This is a genomic window from Arachnia rubra (assembly GCF_019973735.1).
Taxonomy (GTDB): Bacteria; Actinomycetota; Actinomycetes; order Propionibacteriales; family Propionibacteriaceae; genus Arachnia; species Arachnia rubra.
The window spans coordinates 979,822-999,992 of sequence record NZ_AP024463.1 but is presented as its reverse complement, the minus strand read 5'-3'; the positions used below and the strand labels follow the sequence as shown (position 1 = coordinate 999,992).

The 20,171-nt window shown below is 63.3% G+C and carries 17 protein-coding genes; 8 read left to right on the top strand and 9 right to left on the bottom strand.

What is annotated here, in order from left to right:
- Positions 1-28: 28 nt before the first annotated feature.
- Positions 29-625 carry a hypothetical protein gene (locus tag SK1NUM_RS04395; RefSeq protein ID WP_223927810.1) on the bottom strand — a complete coding sequence of 199 codons (597 nt, stop codon included), beginning with the start codon at positions 623-625 and terminating at the stop codon, positions 29-31.
- A 347-nt stretch (positions 626-972) separates the two neighbouring features.
- Positions 973-1,458 carry a hypothetical protein gene (locus tag SK1NUM_RS04390; RefSeq protein WP_212325813.1) on the bottom strand — a complete coding sequence of 162 codons (486 nt, stop codon included), beginning with the start codon at positions 1,456-1,458 and terminating at the stop codon, positions 973-975.
- A 646-nt stretch (positions 1,459-2,104) separates the two neighbouring features.
- Here SK1NUM_RS04390 and SK1NUM_RS04385 point away from each other — a divergent pair.
- From SK1NUM_RS04385 to SK1NUM_RS04370, 4 genes are read left to right on the top strand one after another with little or no spacing between them, the layout of a single operon-like run.
- Positions 2,105-2,992 (top strand): cysteine ABC transporter substrate-binding protein, encoded by an 888-nt coding sequence (locus SK1NUM_RS04385; protein WP_212325811.1) that lies wholly within the window; start codon positions 2,105-2,107, stop codon positions 2,990-2,992.
- 28 nt (positions 2,993-3,020) lie between these two features.
- Positions 3,021-3,680 (top strand): amino acid ABC transporter permease, encoded by a 660-nt coding sequence (locus tag SK1NUM_RS04380; RefSeq protein ID WP_212325809.1) that lies wholly within the window; start codon positions 3,021-3,023, stop codon positions 3,678-3,680.
- Positions 3,661-4,341, top strand: a complete 681-nt coding sequence (locus SK1NUM_RS04375) for an amino acid ABC transporter permease (RefSeq protein ID WP_212325807.1) — start codon at positions 3,661-3,663, stop codon at positions 4,339-4,341. Before SK1NUM_RS04380 ends, SK1NUM_RS04375 begins: the two co-directional genes overlap by 20 nt.
- Positions 4,338-5,096, top strand: a complete 759-nt coding sequence (locus tag SK1NUM_RS04370; protein ID WP_280526537.1) for an amino acid ABC transporter ATP-binding protein — start codon at positions 4,338-4,340, stop codon at positions 5,094-5,096. The genes SK1NUM_RS04375 and SK1NUM_RS04370 overlap by 4 nt, the downstream gene beginning before the upstream one ends.
- Positions 5,097-5,105: 9 nt before the next feature.
- On the opposite strand, the gene gltX is transcribed toward SK1NUM_RS04370, so the two are convergent.
- Positions 5,106-6,485 carry a glutamate--tRNA ligase gene (gene gltX / locus SK1NUM_RS04365; RefSeq protein ID WP_244980205.1) on the bottom strand — a complete coding sequence of 460 codons (1,380 nt, stop codon included), beginning with the start codon at positions 6,483-6,485 and terminating at the stop codon, positions 5,106-5,108.
- A gap of 162 nt (positions 6,486-6,647) precedes the next feature.
- On the opposite strand from gltX, the gene SK1NUM_RS04360 reads away from it, so the two are divergent.
- From SK1NUM_RS04360 to SK1NUM_RS04350, 3 genes are read left to right on the top strand one after another with little or no spacing between them, the layout of a single operon-like run.
- Positions 6,648-7,172 (top strand): DUF4112 domain-containing protein, encoded by a 525-nt coding sequence (locus tag SK1NUM_RS04360; protein ID WP_212325803.1) that lies wholly within the window; start codon positions 6,648-6,650, stop codon positions 7,170-7,172.
- A gap of 13 nt (positions 7,173-7,185) precedes the next feature.
- A complete protein-coding gene (locus SK1NUM_RS04355; RefSeq protein ID WP_212325801.1) occupies positions 7,186-8,865 on the top strand; it encodes a glutamine--tRNA ligase/YqeY domain fusion protein in 1,680 nt (559 codons plus the stop codon).
- Between the two features lie 38 nt (positions 8,866-8,903).
- The gene (locus tag SK1NUM_RS04350; RefSeq protein WP_212325799.1) at positions 8,904-10,163 is read left to right on the top strand and encodes a mechanosensitive ion channel family protein; all 1,260 of its coding nucleotides are present in this window, start codon (positions 8,904-8,906) and stop codon (positions 10,161-10,163) included.
- 63 nt (positions 10,164-10,226) lie between these two features.
- Here the strand turns inward: SK1NUM_RS04350 and tuf are convergent, their stop codons facing one another.
- The gene (gene tuf / locus SK1NUM_RS04345; RefSeq protein WP_212325791.1) at positions 10,227-11,426 is read right to left on the bottom strand and encodes an elongation factor Tu; all 1,200 of its coding nucleotides are present in this window, start codon (positions 11,424-11,426) and stop codon (positions 10,227-10,229) included.
- A gap of 175 nt (positions 11,427-11,601) precedes the next feature.
- On the bottom strand, positions 11,602-12,072 hold the full coding sequence (gene rpiB, locus SK1NUM_RS04340; protein WP_212325789.1) for a ribose 5-phosphate isomerase B: 471 nt from the start codon (positions 12,070-12,072) through the stop codon (positions 11,602-11,604).
- A 234-nt stretch (positions 12,073-12,306) separates the two neighbouring features.
- Between rpiB and SK1NUM_RS04335 the strand changes: the two genes are divergently transcribed.
- Positions 12,307-12,693 (top strand): tetratricopeptide repeat protein, encoded by a 387-nt coding sequence (locus tag SK1NUM_RS04335; protein WP_212325787.1) that lies wholly within the window; start codon positions 12,307-12,309, stop codon positions 12,691-12,693.
- A 197-nt stretch (positions 12,694-12,890) separates the two neighbouring features.
- On the opposite strand, the gene fusA is transcribed toward SK1NUM_RS04335, so the two are convergent.
- From fusA to SK1NUM_RS04315, 4 genes are all read right to left on the bottom strand, one after another.
- Positions 12,891-14,990 carry an elongation factor G gene (gene fusA / locus SK1NUM_RS04330; RefSeq protein ID WP_212325785.1) on the bottom strand — a complete coding sequence of 700 codons (2,100 nt, stop codon included), beginning with the start codon at positions 14,988-14,990 and terminating at the stop codon, positions 12,891-12,893.
- 70 nt (positions 14,991-15,060) lie between these two features.
- The gene (gene rpsG, locus SK1NUM_RS04325; protein ID WP_014847272.1) at positions 15,061-15,531 is read right to left on the bottom strand and encodes a 30S ribosomal protein S7; all 471 of its coding nucleotides are present in this window, start codon (positions 15,529-15,531) and stop codon (positions 15,061-15,063) included.
- Positions 15,531-15,902 (bottom strand): 30S ribosomal protein S12, encoded by a 372-nt coding sequence (gene rpsL, locus SK1NUM_RS04320; protein WP_014847273.1) that lies wholly within the window; start codon positions 15,900-15,902, stop codon positions 15,531-15,533. Before rpsL ends, rpsG begins: the two co-directional genes overlap by 1 nt.
- A 296-nt stretch (positions 15,903-16,198) precedes the next feature.
- Positions 16,199-20,149, bottom strand: a complete 3,951-nt coding sequence (locus SK1NUM_RS04315; RefSeq protein ID WP_212325783.1) for a DNA-directed RNA polymerase subunit beta' — start codon at positions 20,147-20,149, stop codon at positions 16,199-16,201.
- Positions 20,150-20,171 lie beyond the last annotated feature (22 nt).

The following is a 20,171-nucleotide window of genomic DNA, read 5'->3' as shown; positions in this document are numbered from 1 at the left end:
CTAGCCGGCGTATCTCGACGGTCGGCATTTATCGTCGGCGGGTGGGTGTGGTGGTGGGGCGGCTATTACGGTCGGGGATGGTGACGACGTGGGCTTCGATCACATTCACTTCCAGCTGGGACGACAGTTCGAGGTTGATGGTGCCGGTTTGCCCCATCCCGGACCAGACAACAGTCCAGTAGCTGGTGGCGGTGACGGTGTATGTGCCGCGCTTGGGGTACTGGTAGCCGCAGAACGGTGATGCCTCATCCCGAGTCTTGTTCGCCGGATGCGGTATTCCCTTGCCACACATCTTGTGGTGGCCATCACCCATATCCCAGTCCAGACGAGTCACACTCGCCGTCGCCGTGACGCTATAACCGTCCTGCGACGCGGTCTTGACAATCGGCCCCCACGTGTTAGGAGCCGGGTCAGTGACCCACATCCAGTTACGCCACCCCACCAGGGTATGCCGGCCGGGGAAGCCCTGGATCTGGTCCGGCCACATCCCCATCCCCACCGGCCGCAACTCCATACGCTCCACCGCAACCTTCGCCAAATCCGCGGGATCCGGCGCAGCAGCCTCTTCGGCTCCGGGTGCCCAATAGTTGTAGCCCGTCAGCAGATTGGAGCATCGCATAATCACCCCACCACTATGACCAGCCCAGATCGGATCCGTTTTCGGTGGCTGCGGGCTAGCGATATTCGTGTAACAGTTCTTCCCAGCATTCCACGTAAACCCACGACTCGACTCACAACTAATCTCACTACCATCCCGGCCATAACACCTCTGCTCCCCACCCGAACCACCACCAGGAGCAGCAGAAGCCCCCGGCCGCGACCCACCCGAACTCCCCGGAGCCCCCACCTCAAGCTGACAGAAACCAAGTTTGCCGTTTCGCCCGCAGCGGATATCAGCATGGCTCTGCTGAACCGGCAAGTTGACCGCTATCAGAATAAATGCTGTTAGAAGACTAAGTTGACGCTTCATGACTAGCACCCACCGACGACTTCATTGGTGGCATCACCGACCAGCCACACCGTCGCTGGCTTGATCACCTGCATCTGCCACAACAGGAAACGCGGCCGCGTGGGGTTAAGAACCTTCTCACCAGTCTTCGAGTCAATGAGCTCAGCACCACTACTATCACTGCACACCTGTACCTGCACCACCCGAGAACCATCAAGGTCAGTTGGCTCTTCAGCACCCTTGATATACACCTTGACATCACCGGTCTGTACCCAGCCCTTACTGCGAAACTCGTCGACATCCCTCAGATCCAGATCCTGCGTCTGTCCCGTGGTGATATCCGCCAACGGCTGAACCGGCAGATCAAGATTGCTTTGTATCTCATCACTACGGCGGAAATACTCAATGATCGTTGCAGCGGCCTCTTGCTGCTCCGGGCTGAACGTCTCCGACGGCTGCGGCGACGCACTAGAAGGAGACGGACCAGGAAACGCAGACGTCGTCACCATCGTCGGCGATGCCACCGACGACCTACCGAAAGTTAAGGGACTCTTCGGAGCAGAAGACCCATCACTTCCACACCCTGACACCATGACCATCACCGTCACAGCCGCAACAATCCGCATACCCGAGCGAACCATCACCCACACCTCCATTGGCGCACCACAACTCATCCCACCCCCGAAACAGGAGCCATGAGAATGATCCTAAACACAAACCACCCACCACGGCAGAGGTTTCAGGAATTTCTGACAGCAATCCTGATTTGCACCTTCCTGACCCTGCTGGTCTGTGATTTCAGAACAGCGGAAGGACGGCAGGGACTCGGCCTAGATCTGGCAACACCGGCCACAGCCACGTTCGCTCAGCTGTCTCTTCGACGAGACCCACGCAGGGACCTCGTGTTGACTCAGCGCATTCCCGCGACCTATGGTCGGGAGCCATGGAGCACCCCCGCATGATGCAGCTTGGCGCGCACTTCACCGCCTCTGCCTGCCGGTGTCTCCCTGCGGCCTGGCAGCTCTGACGCGCCTGACCCCTGGACCGGTTCAGTCCCGCGTCCCCACCGATCACAGCAAGTCCCTGCGTGAGGACTGCCTCCTTACGACGCCTCGCCTCGGTCAGCGATCTCAAACCCTTCGACAAGGAGCAATCATGTCCATCTCCCGTCGTCACATCCTTGGTGGCGCACTCGCGTCGCTGTCCCTGGCTCTCACGGCATGCTCCGGCGCCTCCCCAGACCCATCCCCTGCGGGTTCAGGGAACGGCAGTTCCGGCGCGGCCGGCAACGGGCAGTTCCGCACCCTGGAGCAGATCAAGTCCTCCGGGACCGTCCGGATCGGAGTCTTCAGCGACAAGGCCCCCTTCGGCTACGTCGACACCGACGGCAAACCCGCGGGCTACGACGTGGTCTATGCGGAACGAATCGGCAAAGACCTCGGGACGCAGGTGGAGTACGTACCCGTCGAGGCTGCCTCCCGGGTCGAGTTCCTGCAGACCGCGAAGGTGGACATCATCCTGGCGAACTTCACCGTCACACCAGAGCGCAAGGAGAAGGTGGATTTCGCCAACCCCTACATGAAGGTGGCACTCGGTGTCGTCTCCCCCGACTCTGCCCTGGTCAGCGAGGCATCGCAGCTGTCCGGCAAGAAAATCATCGTGGTCAAGGGCACCACAGCCGAGACCTGGCTGACCAAGAACCATCCGGAGCTGGAACTGGACAAGTACGAGCAGTACAACGACGCCACCAGCGCCCTCGCTGACGGACGTGGTGATGCCTGGGTCACCGACAACACCGAGGCCCTGGCCTGGGCGCTCGCCAGCAACGGGTTCACCGCGGGCATCACGAACCTCGGCGATCCCGACTCCATCGCCGGTGCCGTTACCAAGGGCAACGAGACGCTGCTGGCCTGGCTCAACGAGCAGCTGATCACTCTCGGCAAGGAGCAGTTCTTCCACACCGACTTCGAGCAGACGCTGCGCCCTGTCTATGGCGACTCGGCCTCTGTGGACGAATTGGTGGTCGAGGGAGGCCAGCTCTGAACACGAGCATCGGCCAGGAGAACCAGGCATGAACTGGGGCATAGTCTTCAGGTCGCTGCCCACCTACGCAGAGGCAGCGCTGCTCACGGTCCGGGTGGCGCTGTTCGGCATCGCCGGAGCCCTGCTGGTGGGAATGTGCTGCGCCGTCGCACAGCACTTCCGCCTTCCCGTGGCCCGTCAGGTGGCCGCGGCTTACATCGAGATCTCACGCAACACCCCGCTGCTGGTTCAGCTCTTCTTCCTCTACTACGGATTACCGAAACTCGGGGTGAGGCTGGACCAGGAGCTCTGCGCCATCATCGGGCTGGCGTTCCTGGGCGGCAGTTTCATGGCCGAGACACTGCGCAGCGGGCTGGACTCGGTGGAACCGATCCAGCTGCAGTCCTCCCTCAGCCTGGGGCTGACGCCCTGGCAGGCGATGCGCAGGGTGGTGTTCCCGCAGGCTGTCGCGATCAGCATGCCCGGGATCACAGCGAACCTGGTGTTCCTGGTGAAGGAGACCTCGGTGGTGAGCATCATCGCCCTTCCCGACCTAGTGTTCAAGGCGAAGGAGCAGATCGGTTCGTATTACCAGACCTCCGAGGCGCTGCTGCTGCTGGTGGTCTTCTACCTGGTCATCCTGCTGCCCGTCTCGCTGGGCGCCGGTTTCCTGGAAAGGAGGCTGCGACGTGCAACGTTCGGGAATTGAGCTGCTGTTCCAGGGGCAGAACCTCGTCCGTCTGCTCGGGGGACTGTGGGTCAGTGCGTCCATCGCCCTGATCGCCATGGCTCTGTCCATCGTTCTCGGCATCGGCCTGGGGATCGTCATGACCTCACGGAACTGGCTGGTCACGCTGCTCACCCGCAGCTACCTGGAGGTCATCCGGATCATGCCGCAGATCGTGCTGCTGTTCCTGGTGTTCTTCGACCTGGCCCGCTACCTCGGGATCAACCTCGACGGGCAGGCCGCCGCCATCGTCGTCTTCACCCTGTGGGGCACGGCCGAGATGGGTGATCTGGTGCGCGCAGCCATCACCTCGATCCCGCGGCACCAGTACGCCAGCGCCCAGGCGCTGGGCTTGACGCCGTGGCAGACACAGCGTCATGTCGTGCTGCCTCAGGCGGCCCGCCGCCTGCTGCCGACCACCATCAACCTGACCAACCGGATGATCATGACCACTCCCCTGGTTGCCCTGATCGGCGTGGTCGAGGTGCTGAAGGTGGGTCAGCAGATCATCGACTCCAACCGTTTCAACTACCCAGACGGTGCCCTCTGGATCTACGGCACCGTGCTGATCATGTATTTCGTCGTCTGCTTCCCCATCTCGTGGGCGGCACGGCGTCTTGAGAGGAAGTGGGCCACCACATGACCCCGATGCTGCGGCTCTCCGGTGTGGAGAAAGACTATGGGAAGGTCCGGGCGCTGAACGGAATCGACCTAGAAGTGGCGCCCGGCGAGGTGATCGCCATAGTCGGCCCGTCCGGCTGCGGCAAGTCGACGCTGCTGCGGTGCCTGAACGGCCTGGAGGAGATCACGGGCGGCCAAATTGAGCTGGACGGCACAGTCATCACCGGACCTGGAACACGCTGGACCGAGGTACGGCAACGTGTCGGGATGGTCTTCCAGAGCTACGAGCTGTTCCCGCACCTCAACGTCCTGGACAACCTCCTGCTGGGACCGCGCCTGGTGCAGAAAAGAAACCAGGACCAGGCCGGGGAGGAGGCGCTAAGGCTCCTGACACGTGTCGGTCTGGCGGAGAAGGCCAAGGCCCTGCCACGTGAGTTGTCTGGAGGCCAGAAACAGCGGGTCGCGATCGTGCGGGCGCTGATGATGCACCCGGAGATGCTGCTTCTCGACGAGATCACCGCATCCCTGGACCCGGAGATCGTCCGCGAGGTCCTGGACGTGGTGCTAGAGCTAGCCGCCGACGGCATGACCATGCTGATCGTCACCCACGAGATGCCGTTCGCGCGCGCCATCGCCGACCGGGTGGTGCTCATGGATGCCGGACGGATAGTCGAGGTCGCCCCGCCGGAGAAGTTCTTCATCGCTCCTGAAACGGAGCGGGCGAAGGCCTTCCTGAAAACCTTTGAGTTCGACTCCGTTCACCGGCCTGGCAGCTGAGGTTCGCCGTCAGAGCGTCTCCCGCAAGGACCTCAGACGCGCCAGGGTGGCATCGCGTCCCAGGATCTCCATGGATTCGAACAGCGGCGGCGACACCTTCCCCCCCGTCAGGGCGACACGCAGCGGCCCAAAGGCGAACTTCGGTTTGATACCCAGCCCATCCACCAGCCTGGCGCGCAACGCGGCCTGAATCGATCCGGCGTCGAAAGGAACCGTCTCCAGCACCTCGATCCCGGCGTCGAGAACCTCTGCGGCATTCTCCGGCAGCGAGGCGCGGGCGGCATCCTCAATCTCCACCTGGTCGGCGAACAGGAAACCCAGCTTCGGCAGGGCATCCCCGAGCAGCGTCATGCGCTCACTGACCAGCGGGACAGCCTGACGCAGGACATCCGCATCGATCGACTCGTCCCAGTCACCACGCTCCCTGTGAAAGGCGATGATGCGCTCGGTCAGCTCGCCGGCACCGAGGCTCCGGATGTAGTGGCCGTTCAGCCAGTCGAGTTTCTTGACGTCGAAGACCGGTCCCGTGGTGTTGACCTTGTCCCAGGAAAAGTGCTCGACGAACTCCGCGAACGTCGCAACCTCGGAGTCGTCGTCAGCCGGCGGATAGCCCAGCAGCTGCAGGAAGTTCCGGACCGCCTCCGGCAAGTAGCCCTGCTCGCGGAACCACATCAGCCGGGCCGCCGGATTCCGGCGCTTCGAGATCTTCGACTTATCGGTATTGCGCAGCAGCGGCATGTGCGCATACTGCGGTTCTGGGAATCCCAGCCAGCGGTAGAGCAGCAGATGCTTCGGCGTGGAGCTGATCCACTCCTCACCACGCACCACCGTCGTGATGCCCATCAGGTGGTCATCGACGACCACCGCCAGGTGATAGGTAGGGAAACCGTCGGCCTTGAGGATCACCTGGTCGTCGGGGAAGGGAGCCCGCACCTGGCCGCGGATGATGTCGGTGAACGTGAGTGGCGCATCGTCGGGTACGAGCATGCGCACAACAGGAGTGTCGGTGAAACCAGGAAGTTTCGCGCGCTCCTCGCGGGTCTTGCCGAGGCACAGCCGGTCGTAGCCGGTTTTCGCCGCTTTGCTCTGGTCCTGTTCCTTGCGCAGGGCAGTCAGCCGCTCAGAGGAGCACCAGCAGTAGTAGGCGTGCCCGTCGGCGATCAGCTGCTCCACAAAGGGCCGGTAGGCATCGAGACGCTCCGACTGCCGGTAGGGGCCGAAGTCACCTCCCTTGCCTGGCCCCTCGTCAGGACCCAGCCCGAGCCATTCCAGGGTGTCGTGGATCTGCTGCTCGCTACCCTCGACGAGCCGGTTCTGATCGGTGTCCTCGATCCGCAACACGAAGGACCCGCCGGTCTTGGCCGCCCAGGCCTTGTCGAACAACGCCATAAAAGCGGTCCCGACGTGCGGGTCTCCAGTCGGAGAGGGGGCGACGCGGGTACGGGCAGGAGTCAGGTCAGTCATAGTGAGCCAAGCGTAACGGGCCCATCGCAAACAGGCCGAGCCAGCGAGCCAATACCTTGGAGATTCCGCCATGGCATTCTTGTCCTCATGCCCCGCCGTAAAACCGATCGCTCACGAGCGCTGGCGGCCTCGGAGACCCTACCGGAAACCACGGAAGGCCCGTCCCCGGTCAGCCGTCACTTCACGTTCTGGCTGGATGATGTGTTCCGGGTCCCCGGCACCGGCATCCGGTTCGGTTTCGATCCGCTACTGACCTTCTTCCCAGCCGCCGGTAACGTCGTGGCGACAGCTCTGGGTGGGGTCGTGATCCTCGACGCGGTCCGCCTGCGCACCCCCATCCCGGTGCTCCTCAGAATGCTGGGCAACTATGCGATCAACTGGCTCCTCGGCTCCGTGCCCCTGATCGGCTCTTTCTTCGATGCCCTGTGGCGGTCCAACGTCAAGAATCTTGCCTTGCTGCGCCGCACGATCGAGAATCGTGAGCAGGTGCGCCGGGCGTCCATCAGCTACTGGCTGGTGGCTTTGGCGCTGGTGCTCGGCGTCACGGCGCTGCTGCTGATCATCCCCGTTGTGTTGCTGTTCTGGTTCTTCAACCTGTGGCTTGGAAGGTGATACCTTCGCCACCATGAGCGAACCGGGCGTCCCCAACAACTTCATCACCGAGGCAGTCCACCGCGACAACGCGGCAGGCACCTATGACGGCAGGGTCCAGACCCGGTTCCCACCCGAACCCAACGGCTTCCTGCACGTCGGCCACGCCAAAGCCATCGTCGTCGACTTCGGCACCGCCAAAGACTTCGATGGCACCTGCATGCTCCGCCTCGACGACACCAACCCGGAGACCGAGGAGGAGGCTTTCGTCAGCTCGATCGTCGAAGACATCGAGTGGCTGGGATACGAGCCCACGCAGATCCGGCATGCCTCCGACTACTTCGACACCCTTCATGACTGGGCTGTCCAGCTCATCGAGAAGGGCCTGGCCTATGTCGACGACCAGGACGGCGAGACAATCTCAGCGACCCGGGGGTCCTTCGGCACACCCGGCACAGATTCACCATTCCGCAACCGCAGGGTCGAGGAGAACCTCGACCTGTTCGCGAGGATGCGCGCCGGGGAGTTTCCCGACGGGTCGCGGGTGCTGCGTGCAAAGATCGACATGGCGCACGAGAACATGCAGTTACGTGACCCCGTGATGTACCGCATCCGCAATATCACCCATCACCGCACAGGCGAGGCCTGGTCTATCTACCCCACCTATGACTGGGCACACGGCCAGTCCGACGCCATCGAGGGCGTCACCCACTCGATCTGCACCCTCGAGTTCGAGTCACACCGCCCCCTCTACGACTGGTTCCTGGAGCAGCTGGAGGTTGCTTCTCCCCCACGCCAGTACGAGTTCGCCCGCCTAGAGCTGACCCACACCATCACCTCCAAGCGACGCTTGGCGAAGCTGGTCACGGACGGCGTCGTGGAAGGCTGGGACGATCCGCGCATGCCCACCATCCGGGGACTACGGCGCCGTGGTTATCCGGCCGCGGCCATCCGGGCCTTCTGCCGCGAGGTCGGCACCACCCGCACCAACTCCCGCAAGGCCATCGAGGAGCTAGAAAGCTACGTGCGCCGCGAGCTGAACGCTACGGCGCAGCGGCGCATGGCCGTCACCCGGCCTTTGAAGCTGGTCCTTGAAGACTGGCCCACCGACGCCGAAGGCAAACCCCTAGTCGAGTGGTTCGAGGTGGTCAATAACCCGGAGAATCCGGCCGACGGGACACGCCAGGTCCCATTCACCGGGGAGCTGTGGATCGAACAGGACGACTTCAAGGAGGTGCCGCCCCCGAAGTATTTCCGTCTCTCTCCCGGCCGCGAGGTGAGGCTGCGGGGCGCCTATCTGGTGACCGCACGTGAGGTGGTCAAAGACGCGAACGGGCGGGTCGTTGAGGTTCGTTGCAGCTTCGACCCCGACTCGCGCGGCGGCACCCCCGCCGACGGCCGTAAGGTGAAGTCGACGATGCACTGGGTGTCAGCCCAGCATGCCCTGGAGGCCACCGTCGCCCTGTACGACCGGCTGTTCACGACCGAGGCCCCCGGCGAACGCACCGGGGAGCCCCTGGACGACCTCAACCCCGAATCCCGCGAGCTCCTGACCAGCGCGAAGGTGGAACCCGCCCTCGGCGATGCCGCCCCGGGCGAGGTGGTGCAATTCGAGCGGCTCGGCTATTTCGCCACCGACGACCGGACCCCAATGCTGTTCCACCGGACCGTTGGCCTGCGGGACGAGTGGGCCAGCATACAGAAACGAGGCTGACAGCTACCTCACAGGCATCAGCGGCTACGGTTGTCTGCATGCTGCCCGCCGACGACACCGCTACCGAAGTTGCCCTGGACCTGTTGACGGTCCTCGGACACGCAGCCGCAGGCTTCCTGATCGGCATCCTGGTCTCCGTGGTCCTCACGATCATCATGAGACAACTGGCTAGGCGTGATGAGAACCTGAGCTTCCTCAGTAGGAACCTGCGCCTGCCACAGCGGGTCATTCTGACAATCTTCGGCACTGGCATGGGTGTGCTGATCGCCAGCGCCCCCACCCCGTGGCAGGCCGCTCCATCCTGGCGGGCCAACTTCCAGCAGGTCTTCCTCATCGTGATGATCTTCGCGGCCGCCTACGGAGTGACGGGGATCATCAAGACCGTCGAGGATGCCGTCATCGCCCGCAAGCGAAACGCCCGGGAGACCCCCCAGTTCCGGCGCATCCGGACCCAGATGCAGGTGATCACGAGAGTCCTGATCGGCGTGGTGTGGATCGCCGCCGCCGCTGGGGCCCTCCTCACCTTCGACCAGTTCCGGGCCATCGGGGCCTCGCTGCTGGCATCCGCAGGCCTGGCCTCGCTGGTCGCCGGCCTCGCCGCACAGTCGTCGCTCACGAATATCTTCGCGGGAATCCAGATCGCCTTCACCGGTTCCCTCAAGGTCGGCGACATCGTGGTCGCCGATGAGAACTACGGCACCATCGAGGAGATCACCCTCACCTACATCGTCCTCAAAGGATGGGATGAGCGGCGCTGGATCGTCCCCTCAACGCTTTTCACCACGAAAACCTTCGAGAACTGGACCAGGGAAGAACCCAAACGGATGGGGACCATCGAGTTCGACCTGGACTGGCTGGTCCCCGTGGAGGCGATGCGGATCGAGCTGCTGCGCTTAGTCAAGACCACCGACCTGTGGGACGGCCGCACCGCCGGGCTCCAGGTCACGGACGCCACGGGCGGGTCAGTGCGGGTCCGGGCGGTCGTTTCGGCGGAGAACTCCAGCAAACTCTTCGACCTGCGCTGCCTGATCCGCGAACAGCTGATCAACTGGCTGCAGACTCAGGCGGTCTACGCCCTGCCACGCACCCGCCTGGAGCCAGAGACCGCGACCGCTCCCCCACAGGAGGAACGCGAGGACTTCGTCGAGCAGGTCAAGGCCGACTGGGAGGCGGAGCAGGCCGACGAAAAGGAATCCCAGCTCCTGCCACCCTCTGATGGGGAGCACGCCCCAGAGGAGAGCCATCAACGCTCCGGCCGTCTCGGCTGGTTGAAGGCCTTCCGCCGGAGCCTCGGCTGACACAGGGCATGAAAAGGGGCCCGCACAACGGTGCGGGCCCCTTGAGATGCTGTCAGGCGAGGATCACTTGATGATCTTGGTCACCTTGCCGGCACCGACGGTGCGGCCGCCCTCACGGATGGCGAACTTGAGGTTCTCCTCCATGGCGATGGGCTTGTTCAGGTGGACGGTCATGTCGGTGTTGTCGCCGGGCATCACCATGTCGGTACCCTCCGGCAGCTGGACCACACCGGTGACGTCGGTGGTGCGGAAGTAGAACTGCGGGGAGTAGTTGGAGAAGAACGGCTTGTGACGGCCACCCTCCTCCTTGTTGAGCACGTAGACCGTGGCCTCGAAATCTGTGTGCGGAGTGGTGGAACCGGGCTTAATCACGACCATGCCGCGCTCCACGTCCTCCTTCTTCGTGCCACGCAGCAGCAGGCCGACGTTCTCACCGGCGCGACCCTCGTCGAGGATCTTCCGGAACATCTCCACACCGGTGACGGTGGTGGTCTGCTTCTCGGGACGGATGCCGACGAGATCGACGGTGTCGCCGGTCTTGACGATGCCGCGCTCGATACGGCCAGTGATGACGGTGCCACGACCGGTGATGGTGAAGACATCCTCCACCGGCATCAGGAACGGCTTGTCGGTGTCGCGCTCGGGCTGCGGGATGTACTCGTCAACCGCGTCCATGAGCTCGACGATGCTGTCAGCCCACTTCTCGTCGCCATTCAGCGCCGGGAAGGCTGCGACACGCACGATCGGGAGGTTGTCGCCGTCGAACTCCTGGGCGGAGAGGATCTCACGGAGCTCCATCTCGACCAGATCGATGAGGTCGGCGTCCTCCTCGGCGATCATGTCGCACTTGTTGAGGGCCACGACAATGGCCGGCACACCGACCTGGCGGGCGAGCAGGATGTGCTCATGGGTCTGGGCCATCGGACCGTCGGTGGCGGCCACGACGAGGATCGCACCGTCCATCTGGGCGGCGCCGGTGATCATGTTCTTGACGTAGTCGGCGTGGCCGGGGCAGTCAACGTGCGCGTAGTGACGCTTCTCGGTCTGGTACTCGACGTGAGCGATCGAGATGGTGATACCACGCTGGCGCTCCTCGGGGGCCTTGTCGATGCTGTCGAACGGCGACAGCTCGTTCAGATCCGGGTACTTGTCGTGGAGCACCTTGGTGATCGCCGCGGTCAGAGTGGTCTTGCCGTGGTCGACGTGTCCGATGGTGCCGATGTTGCAGTGCGGCTTAGTCCGCTCAAACTTGGCCTTTGCCACTTAGGGCTCCTTCTTGGGTCCAACCACGCACCCTGCGTGGCCATTAATCTGGTGCACCCCTGAGCTATGGGTCACACCAGGGGTCCGACGTCCAGGTTTGTTACCTGAACGCATACTTGAGTAATGCTATCGGGCAGCCAGAGGAAGTCAAACTCGGGCCGCCTCATTCTCCCCGTCATTCGGCATCTTCGTGGAGGAAGGAGGTGTCGCCTGCGTCCAGCTGACGCAGCTGCCCTACCCGGTCGGCGTGACGTCCGCCTTCGAAACTGGCCTTGAGGAAGGCCTCACAGATCGCCAGAGCCACGTCAGGACCAACCACCCGGGACCCGAAGCAGAGGATGTTGGCGTTGTTGTGGCGCCGGCTCATCTCGGCGGAATAGATCTCGGAGACACAGGCAGCACGTATCCCCTTTACCTTGTTGGCGGCAATCGAGATACCGATACCCGACCCGCAGAGAGCGATTCCCACATCAAGGTGCCCGGAAGCCACCTCCTGCGCCAGACGCGTCCCCCACTTGGCATAGTCCGTGCGCTGATCGGTGGCCGGCCCACGGTCTACAACGTCGTAGCCGAGTTCTCTCAGGCGGGGAATCAGATCGATACGCAGATTGTGAGCAGCATGGTCGCTGGTGATCCCAATTCTCATAGGTCAACGTTACTGGCCCGGCCCGGCTTCCTTCCACAACCCCGTGTCGCATTGCACATACGCAGAAACCCGTCCTCTTTTTGTCCGACCAAACCGCACCCACCCCGTGACTAAAAAATCAACCAAATCGACTTTGACAAGCAGTTCTGACCCAAAGTACGTCATAAACGACTCCCGTTTTCAGTGTCCTTGCCTGATAGCCTCATGACATTTCACGGGGCTAGTCTCCATGCCATGTCACAGGACGTCGAAACACTAATTGATCTCGGTTTCAAGGCTTACGGGCGAGGCGACAACACACAGGCGGCACGCTGGTGGCGGATGGCAGCGGCGCAGAGGCGCTCCGACGCCATGGTCAACCTGGGCCTCCTGACGGATAATCCAGACGACCGGGAGGAGGCCACCCAGTGGTTCTTCCGGGCTGCCCTGCTCGGCAATACCGACGGCATGCTTCTCCTCAGCGGAATTCTCAAGGAGCAGGGAGACCACGACGTCGCCCGGAACTGGCTGCAGAAAGCTGCTGACTTGGGCGATCCCCGGGCCGTCGAAGCTCTGGCTGGCACGAGTTTCCCAGCCCACGGCGAGGTGAACCACCTGGGCGACATGAGCCTGGTGGACTGACTACCCGAAGTCCAGTCTGGGATACCAGAAACACGTAATTGCGATAGAACCGAGATAGCCCTTGGTGCCCTTTGGCCCTACGCGGGCATAGTAGTTAGAGCTGCATCTTCATAACCCACGGGCCCGCGCAGGGCTGGGGCACCAAGAAAATACTGGCCCGGGATCAGGAGATCCCGGGCCAGTAGCCTTCCATCAGGTCACTCGCCGCCGCGAGCCTTGGCGACGATCTCCTCCGAAATGTTCTTCGGGGTCTCGGCGTAGGAGTCAAACTCCATGGAGTAGGAGGCCTGGCCCGAGGTCTTCGAGCGCAGGTCACCGACATATCCGAACATCTCCGACAGCGGAACCAAGGCGCGCACGACGCGGTTGCCATGCAGTTCGTCCATCGACTGGACGTGGCCACGCCGGGCGTTCAGATCACCAATCACGGTGCCGAGGTAGTCCTCGGGGGTGGTGACCTCGACGGCCATCATCGGCTCCAGGATCGCCGGATCTGCCTTTCTCGCAGCCTCCTTGAAGGCCATCGAGCCGGCCAGCTTGAACGCCAGCTCCGAGGAGTCGACGTCGTGGTAGGCGCCATCGGTCAGAGTGACCTTGATGTCCTCGACCGGGTAGCCGGCAAGCACACCAAACTGCATTGCCTCCTTGATGCCGGCGTCGACCGCAGGGATGTACTCCTTCGGGATACGCCCACCCGTGACGGCGTTGACGAACTCGTACCCCGAACCGGCCTCGGTGGGTTCCAGGTCGATGATGACGCGACCGAACTGACCCGAGCCACCGGACTGCTTCTTGTGGGTGTACTCCACTTTCTCCACCTTGCGGCGCAGCGTCTCACGGTAGGCAACCTGCGGTTTACCGATGTTGGCTTCCACCTTGAATTCGCGCTTCATGCGGTCGATCAGCACCTCGAGGTGCAACTCACCCATGCCTGCGATGATGGTCTGACCGGTCTCCTCGTCGGTGTGGACACGGAAGGTCGGGTCCTCCTCGGCGAGCCGTTGGATGGCCACCGACAGCTTCTCCTGGTCCGATTTCGACTTCGGCTCGATGGCCTGCTCGATGACGGGGTTCGGGAACTCCATCGATTCCAGGATGATCGGGTGCGCGGGATCGCAGAGGGTCTCGCCGGTGGTGGTGTCCTTCAGACCCATCACGGCGCAGATCATGCCTGCGCCAATCGATTCGATCTCTTCACGCTTGTTGGCGTGCATCTGGTAGATCTTGCCGATGCGTTCCTTCCTGCCCTTGGTGGCATTCAGAACCTGCGATCCGGCTTTCAGCACACCGGAGTAGATGCGGATGAAGGTCAGCTTGCCCAGATGCGGGTCCGCGGCGATCTTGAAGGCCAGGATCGACAGCGGCTCGTCCTCGGATGGTTTGCGGGACAACTCAACGGATTCGTCACCCGGTTTGAAACCCTCGATGGCAGGCACGTCCAGCGGTGAGGGCAGGTAGTCGACGACTGCATCCAGCAGCGGCTGCACGCCCTTGTTCTTGAACGAGGTACCACACACCACCGCGGTGAAGGCGGAGGACAATACACCGCGGCGGATGGCGGCCTTGATCTGCTCAACGGTGATGGCTTCGGGATCCTCCAGCCACAGCTCCATGAACTCGTCGTCGTGCTCGGCGATGGTCTCCAGCATCTCGGCACGGGCAACCTCGGCTGCCTCGACCATGTCAGCGGGAATCTCCTTGACCTCGTAGTCCTTAAGCCCCGGTTTGGTGACCTCGATCGGCCAGATGTTGGCCTTCATGGTGACCAGGTCGACCTGGCCCTGGAAGTTGGCCTCCGCACCGATCGGCAGCTGCAGCAGCACCGGAGTGGCATTGAGACGTTCACGGATGGTCTTGACGCAGTGCTCAAAGGATGCGCCCGTGCGGTCCAGCTTGTTGATGTAGCAGATGCGCGGCACCCCATACTTGGTTGCCTGGCGCCACACGGTCTGCGACTGCGGTTCCACACCTGCAACGCCGTCGAACACCGCCACGGCCCCATCGAGCACACGCAGGGAGCGCTCCACCTCGACCGTGAAGTCGACGTGTCCCGGGGTGTCGAGGATGTTGATCTGGATGTCGTGCCAGAAGGCGGTGGTGGCAGCGGATGTAATGGTGATACCGCGTTCCTGCTCCTGCTCCATCCAGTCCATGGTGGCGGCGCCGTCGTGAACCTCGCCGATCTTGTAGGACTTGCCGGTGTAGAAGAGGATGCGCTCGGTTGTGGTGGTCTTGCCGGCGTCGATGTGCGCCATGATGCCGATGTTGCGAACCTTGGACAGGTCGATCTTGGCCACGTTCAGTCCTTTGCTGAAGAAGTCTGTGAAGCGGTGAGAACCCCCGGACGAAAGCCCGGGGGCAAGGCAATCACCAGCGGTAATGGGCGAAGGCGCGGTTGGCCTCGGCCATCTTGTGGGTATCTTCGCGGCGCTTCACGGAAGCGCCGAGCCCGTTGGAGGCGTCCAGAATCTCGTTCATGAGCCGCTCGGTCATGGTCTTCTCACGACGGGCGCGGGAGAAGCTGACGAGCCAACGCATGGCCAGCGTGGTCTGGCGTCCCGGTTTGACTTCGATCGGCACCTGGTAGGTGGCGCCGCCGACGCGACGGGACTTGACCTCGATGGAGGGCTTGACGTTATCGAGGGCCCGCTTCAGGGTCTGGACGGGGTCCTGCCCGGTCTTGGCGCGAGTTCCCTCGAGGGCGTTGTAGACGATGGACTGGGCCACGGTCTTCTTGCCGTCGAGCAGGATCTTGCTAACGAGCTGGCTCACCAGCGGGGAGCCGTAGACCGGATCGACCATGACGGGGCGCTTGGGCGCTGGTCCCTTGCGAGGCATTACTTCTCCTTCTTCGCGCCGTAACGGCTGCGGGCCTGCTTGCGGCCCTTGACACCCTGGGTGTCGAGGGCGCCGCGGATGATCTTGTAACGGACGCCGGGCAAGTCCTTCACACGGCCACCACGCACGAGCACCATCGAGTGCTCCTGCAGGTTGTGGCCGACGCCCGGAATGTAGGCGGTGACTTCGATGCCGGAACTCAGACGGACACGCGCGACCTTGCGCAGGGCGGAGTTCGGCTTCTTCGGGGTGGTGGTGTACACGCGGGTGCAAACACCACGACGCTGGGGGGAGCCCTTGAGAGCGGGCGTCTTGTTCTTGCTGACCTTGTCGGTGCGGCCCTTGCGGACCAGCTGCTGAATTGTTGGCACCTGTTGGTATCACTTTCGTTGTCTGGACGGGTATCCCTGGCTCGCAACCGTCCCCAGGGAGCTTCCCGGGTCACCGTTTCCGTGAGCATCGCTGGCGCGGCTGCCGTGCGAACTCCGCACAGACCCGGGACATCTTCGCAACTCAAGGATCCACAAGGTCATGCCAGGGCACGCACAAGGTGCCCGCACACGGCGGACACGCTTTCGTAGTTTACCCGAGGCCAAACCTCGGGTCAAAGCGATGGGAGAACAGACGTGGGCCGGGTGCGAGCGACCCGGCCCACGTCATGAGAGGGTCAGCGGATATCGCCGAAATCGATGTCATCCAGCGGCACGCCGGGGACTTCGAGGTCGGAGCCGAACGAGTAATCGTACGGATCGTAGCTGACGGTGTAGGCCTGCGACCGCGCATCCGCCGTAGGCTCCACACGAATATTGCGGTAGCGGTCCAGCCCGGTTCCGGCCGGGATCAGCTTGCCGAGGATCACATTCTCCTTCAGACCGACGAGGGTGTCGGACTTGCCCTGGATGGCGGCGTCGGTGAGCACCTTCGTCGTCTCCTGGAAGGACGCGGCCGATAGCCACGAGTCCGTCGCAAGCGAGGCCTTGGTGATGCCCATCAGCACGGGGCGGCCCTCTGCGGGACGCCCGCCCTCGGTCAGGGCCTTGCGGTTCGCCGCCTCGTAGGCCTGCCGGTCTACCAGCTCGCCAGGCATCATCTGGGTGTCACCCGAGTCGATGACGGTGACGCGGCGCAGCATCTGCCGGATGATGATCTCGATGTGCTTGTCGTGGATCGGAGCGCCCTGCGTGCGGTACACGCGCTGCACCTCGTCCACCAGATGCTCCTGCACCTTGCGCAGACCACGGATGCGAAGCACATCCTGCGGATCCACCTGGCCGGCAGTCAACTGCTGACCGATGGTCACATGCACCCCGTCGCGGATCGCCATCCGGACCCCGTTGGCATCCTCGAACTCCAGGCGCGTACGCCGCGCCACCGGGTATTCGAGGTCGTCACCGCCGTCGTCACGCACGATGATGATCTTGCGGCTGCGGTCGCCATCCTCGATGCGGATGACGCCATCAGCCTCGGCGATGGGCGCCTTGCCCTTCGGCTGCCGGGCCTCGAACAGTTCCACGACACGCGGCAGACCCTGCGTGATGTCATCACCGGCCACACCACCGGTGTGGAAGGTGCGCATCGTCAGCTGGGTGCCGGGCTCACCGATGGACTGAGCAGCAACGATGCCGACGGCCTCACCGACATCGACGGTCTTGCCTGATGCCAGGGACCGGCCGTAACACATCGCACAGGTACCGGTGGCAGCCTCACAGGTCAGCACCGAGCGCACCTTGACCTTGGTAACCCCGACGGCGGCTAGCCGCTCGATCTCGGCATCGCCCAAGTCAGTGCCAGCGGGCACGAGAACATTGCCCTGGGCATCAGTGATGTCCGTGGCCGCGGTCCGCGCATAGACGGCGGTCTCCACATCAGGGGCAATGGACATCACCGCCCCCTCCTCCAGAGGCTCGGCAGGTACCTGGACCCTCTTGCCCTCCTCGTCCTGGGCGATCTTGGTCCACACCGCGATGGTCTTGGTCAGGCCGCGCTCGGTCTGGCAGTCCTCCTCACGAATGATGACGTCCTGCGAGACGTCCACCAGGCGCCGGGTCAGGTAACCCGAGTCGGCGGTCCGCAGTGCGGTGTCGGCCTGGCCCTTACGGCCACCGTGGGTGGAGATAAAGTACTCCAGCACCGACAGGCCCTCGCGGAAGTTCGACTTGATGGGCCGGGCGATGATGTCACCCTTCGGGTTGGCCACCAGGCCCCGCATGGCCGCGATCTGGCGCATCTGCGTCATGTTGCCACGGGCACCCGAGTTGACCATCACGAAGATCGGGTTGGTCTGCGAGAAGTTCTCCTTCATCGCATCCGTCAGCTCCGCGGTTGCGTCGGTCCAGAGCTCGATCAGCTCCTGGCGCCGCTCGTCCTCCGTGACCGAACCACGCTCGTACAGGGTGTCGATCTTGGCGGCCCGGGCGTCGTAGGAGGCCAGGATCTCCGGCTTGCTCGGCGGGGTCTGGACGTCGGCGATGGAGACGGTGACGCCGGAACGGGATCCCCACTCGAAGCCGAGGTCCTTCAGTCCGTCGAGGGTGCGGACAGTGTCAATCAACGGGTAACGCTCGGCGAGGTCGTTGACGATCTGGCCGATTTGCTTCTTACCGACCCGCTCATTGACGAACGGGAAGTCCGCCGGCAAGGCCTCGTTGAACAGTGCCCGTCCAAGCGAGGTCTCAAGGATGACCGACCCGTCGGCGCGCACCTTGTCGGCGTACTCCGCAGGGGGCACGATGCCGGTCAGCCGCAGCTTGATGGGAGCCCCGACGTGCAGTTCACCACGATCGTGGGCCATGATCGCCTCCGCCACGGAGGAGAAGGCATGGCCGGAGCCTTCCCGCCCCTCCTGGAGCATCGTCAGCCAGTACATGCCGATGATCATCTCGTGGCTGGGGACGGTGACGGGACGTCCATCGGCCGGCTTGAGGATGTTGTTGGTCGAGAGCATCAGCACTCGTGCCTCGGCCTGGGCCTCAGCGGACAACGGCAGATGGACAGCCATCTGGTCGCCGTCGAAGTCGGCGTTGAACGCCGCACAGACGAGCGGGTGAAGCTGGATGGCCTTGCCCTCGATCAGCTGCGGCTCGAAAGCCTGGATGCCGAGACGGTGCAGCGTTGGCGCACGGTTCAGCAGCACCGGGTGCTCGGCGATGACCTCTTCGAGCACATCCCAGACGATGGGGCGCTGCCGCTCCACCATACGCTTGGCCGCCTTGATGTTCTGAGCATGGTTCAGGTCGTCGAGACGCTTCATCACAAACGGCTTGAACAGCTCCAGCGCCATCGCCTTGGGTAGGCCGCACTGGTGCAGCTTCAGCTGGGGACCAACCACGATCACGGAACGACCTGAGTAGTCGACGCGCTTGCCGAGCAGGTTCTGACGGAACCGGCCCTGCTTGCCCTTGAGCATGTCCGAGATCGACTTCAGCGGACGGTTACCCGGCCCGGTGACGGGACGTCCGCGGCGCCCGTTGTCGAACAGCGAGTCAACGGCCTCCTGCAGCATGCGCTTCTCGTTGTTCACGATGATCTCAGGGGCACCGAGGTCAAGGAGCCGCTTCAGGCGGTTGTTGCGGTTGATGACACGCCGGTAGAGGTCGTTGAGGTCCGATGTGGCGAACCGGCCACCGTCGAGTTGCACCATGGGACGCAGGTCCGGCGGGATCACCGGAACCGCGTCGAGCACCATCCCCGAGGGGTCGTTGTTACCGCTCAGGAAGGCGGCGACCACCTTCAGACGCTTCAGGGCACGGGTTTTGCGCTGCCCCTTGCCGTTGGCGATGATCTCGCGAAGCTTCTCGGCCTCGGCCTGGAGATCGAAGGTCTCCAGGCGCTTCTTGATGGCCTCCGCGCCCATGTACCCGGTGAAGTACTTGCCGTATCGCTGCTTCATGTCCCGGTAGAGGATCTCGTCGCCCTCCAGGTCCTGTACCTTCAGCGACTTGAACCGGTCCCAGACGGCCTGGGCACGGTCGATGCGGCGCTGGTACTGGTTGCGGATCTGGCCAGTCTCCTTCTGGGCACCGTCGGAGACCTTACGCTTGATGTCCGCCTTGGCGCCCTCGGCCTCAAGCTGGGCGAGGTCCTCCTCCAGCTTCGCCATCCGGCTCTCGATGTCCGCGTCCCGGTTCTTCTCCAGCTGCTTGATGAAGGTCTCGTGACGGGCCTGAAGGCTCGGAAGGTCGCGGTGACGGGCCTCCTCATCCACGTCGGTGATCATGTGCGCGGCGAAGTAGATGACCTTCTCAAGGTCCTTCGGCGCGATGTCGAGCAGGTACCCGAGGCGCGATGGCACGCCCTTGAAGTACCAGATGTGGGTGACGGGCGCCGCCAGCTCGATGTGCCCCATGCGCTCACGGCGCACGTTGGAGCGGGTCACCTCGACGCCGCAGCGCTCGCAGATAATTCCCTTGAAGCGCACGCGCTTGTACTTGCCGCAGTAGCACTCCCAGTCCCGGGTAGGACCGAAGATCTTCTCGCAGAAGAGGCCGTCGCGCTCCGGCTTTAGGGTCCGGTAGTTGATGGTCTCGGGCTTCTTGACCTCACCATGACTCCACTCGCGGATCTGGTCGGCGCTCGCCAGCCCGATGCAGAGCTTGTCGTAGACGTTCACGTCCAGCATTGGTTCTCTTTCCCCCGCCGCC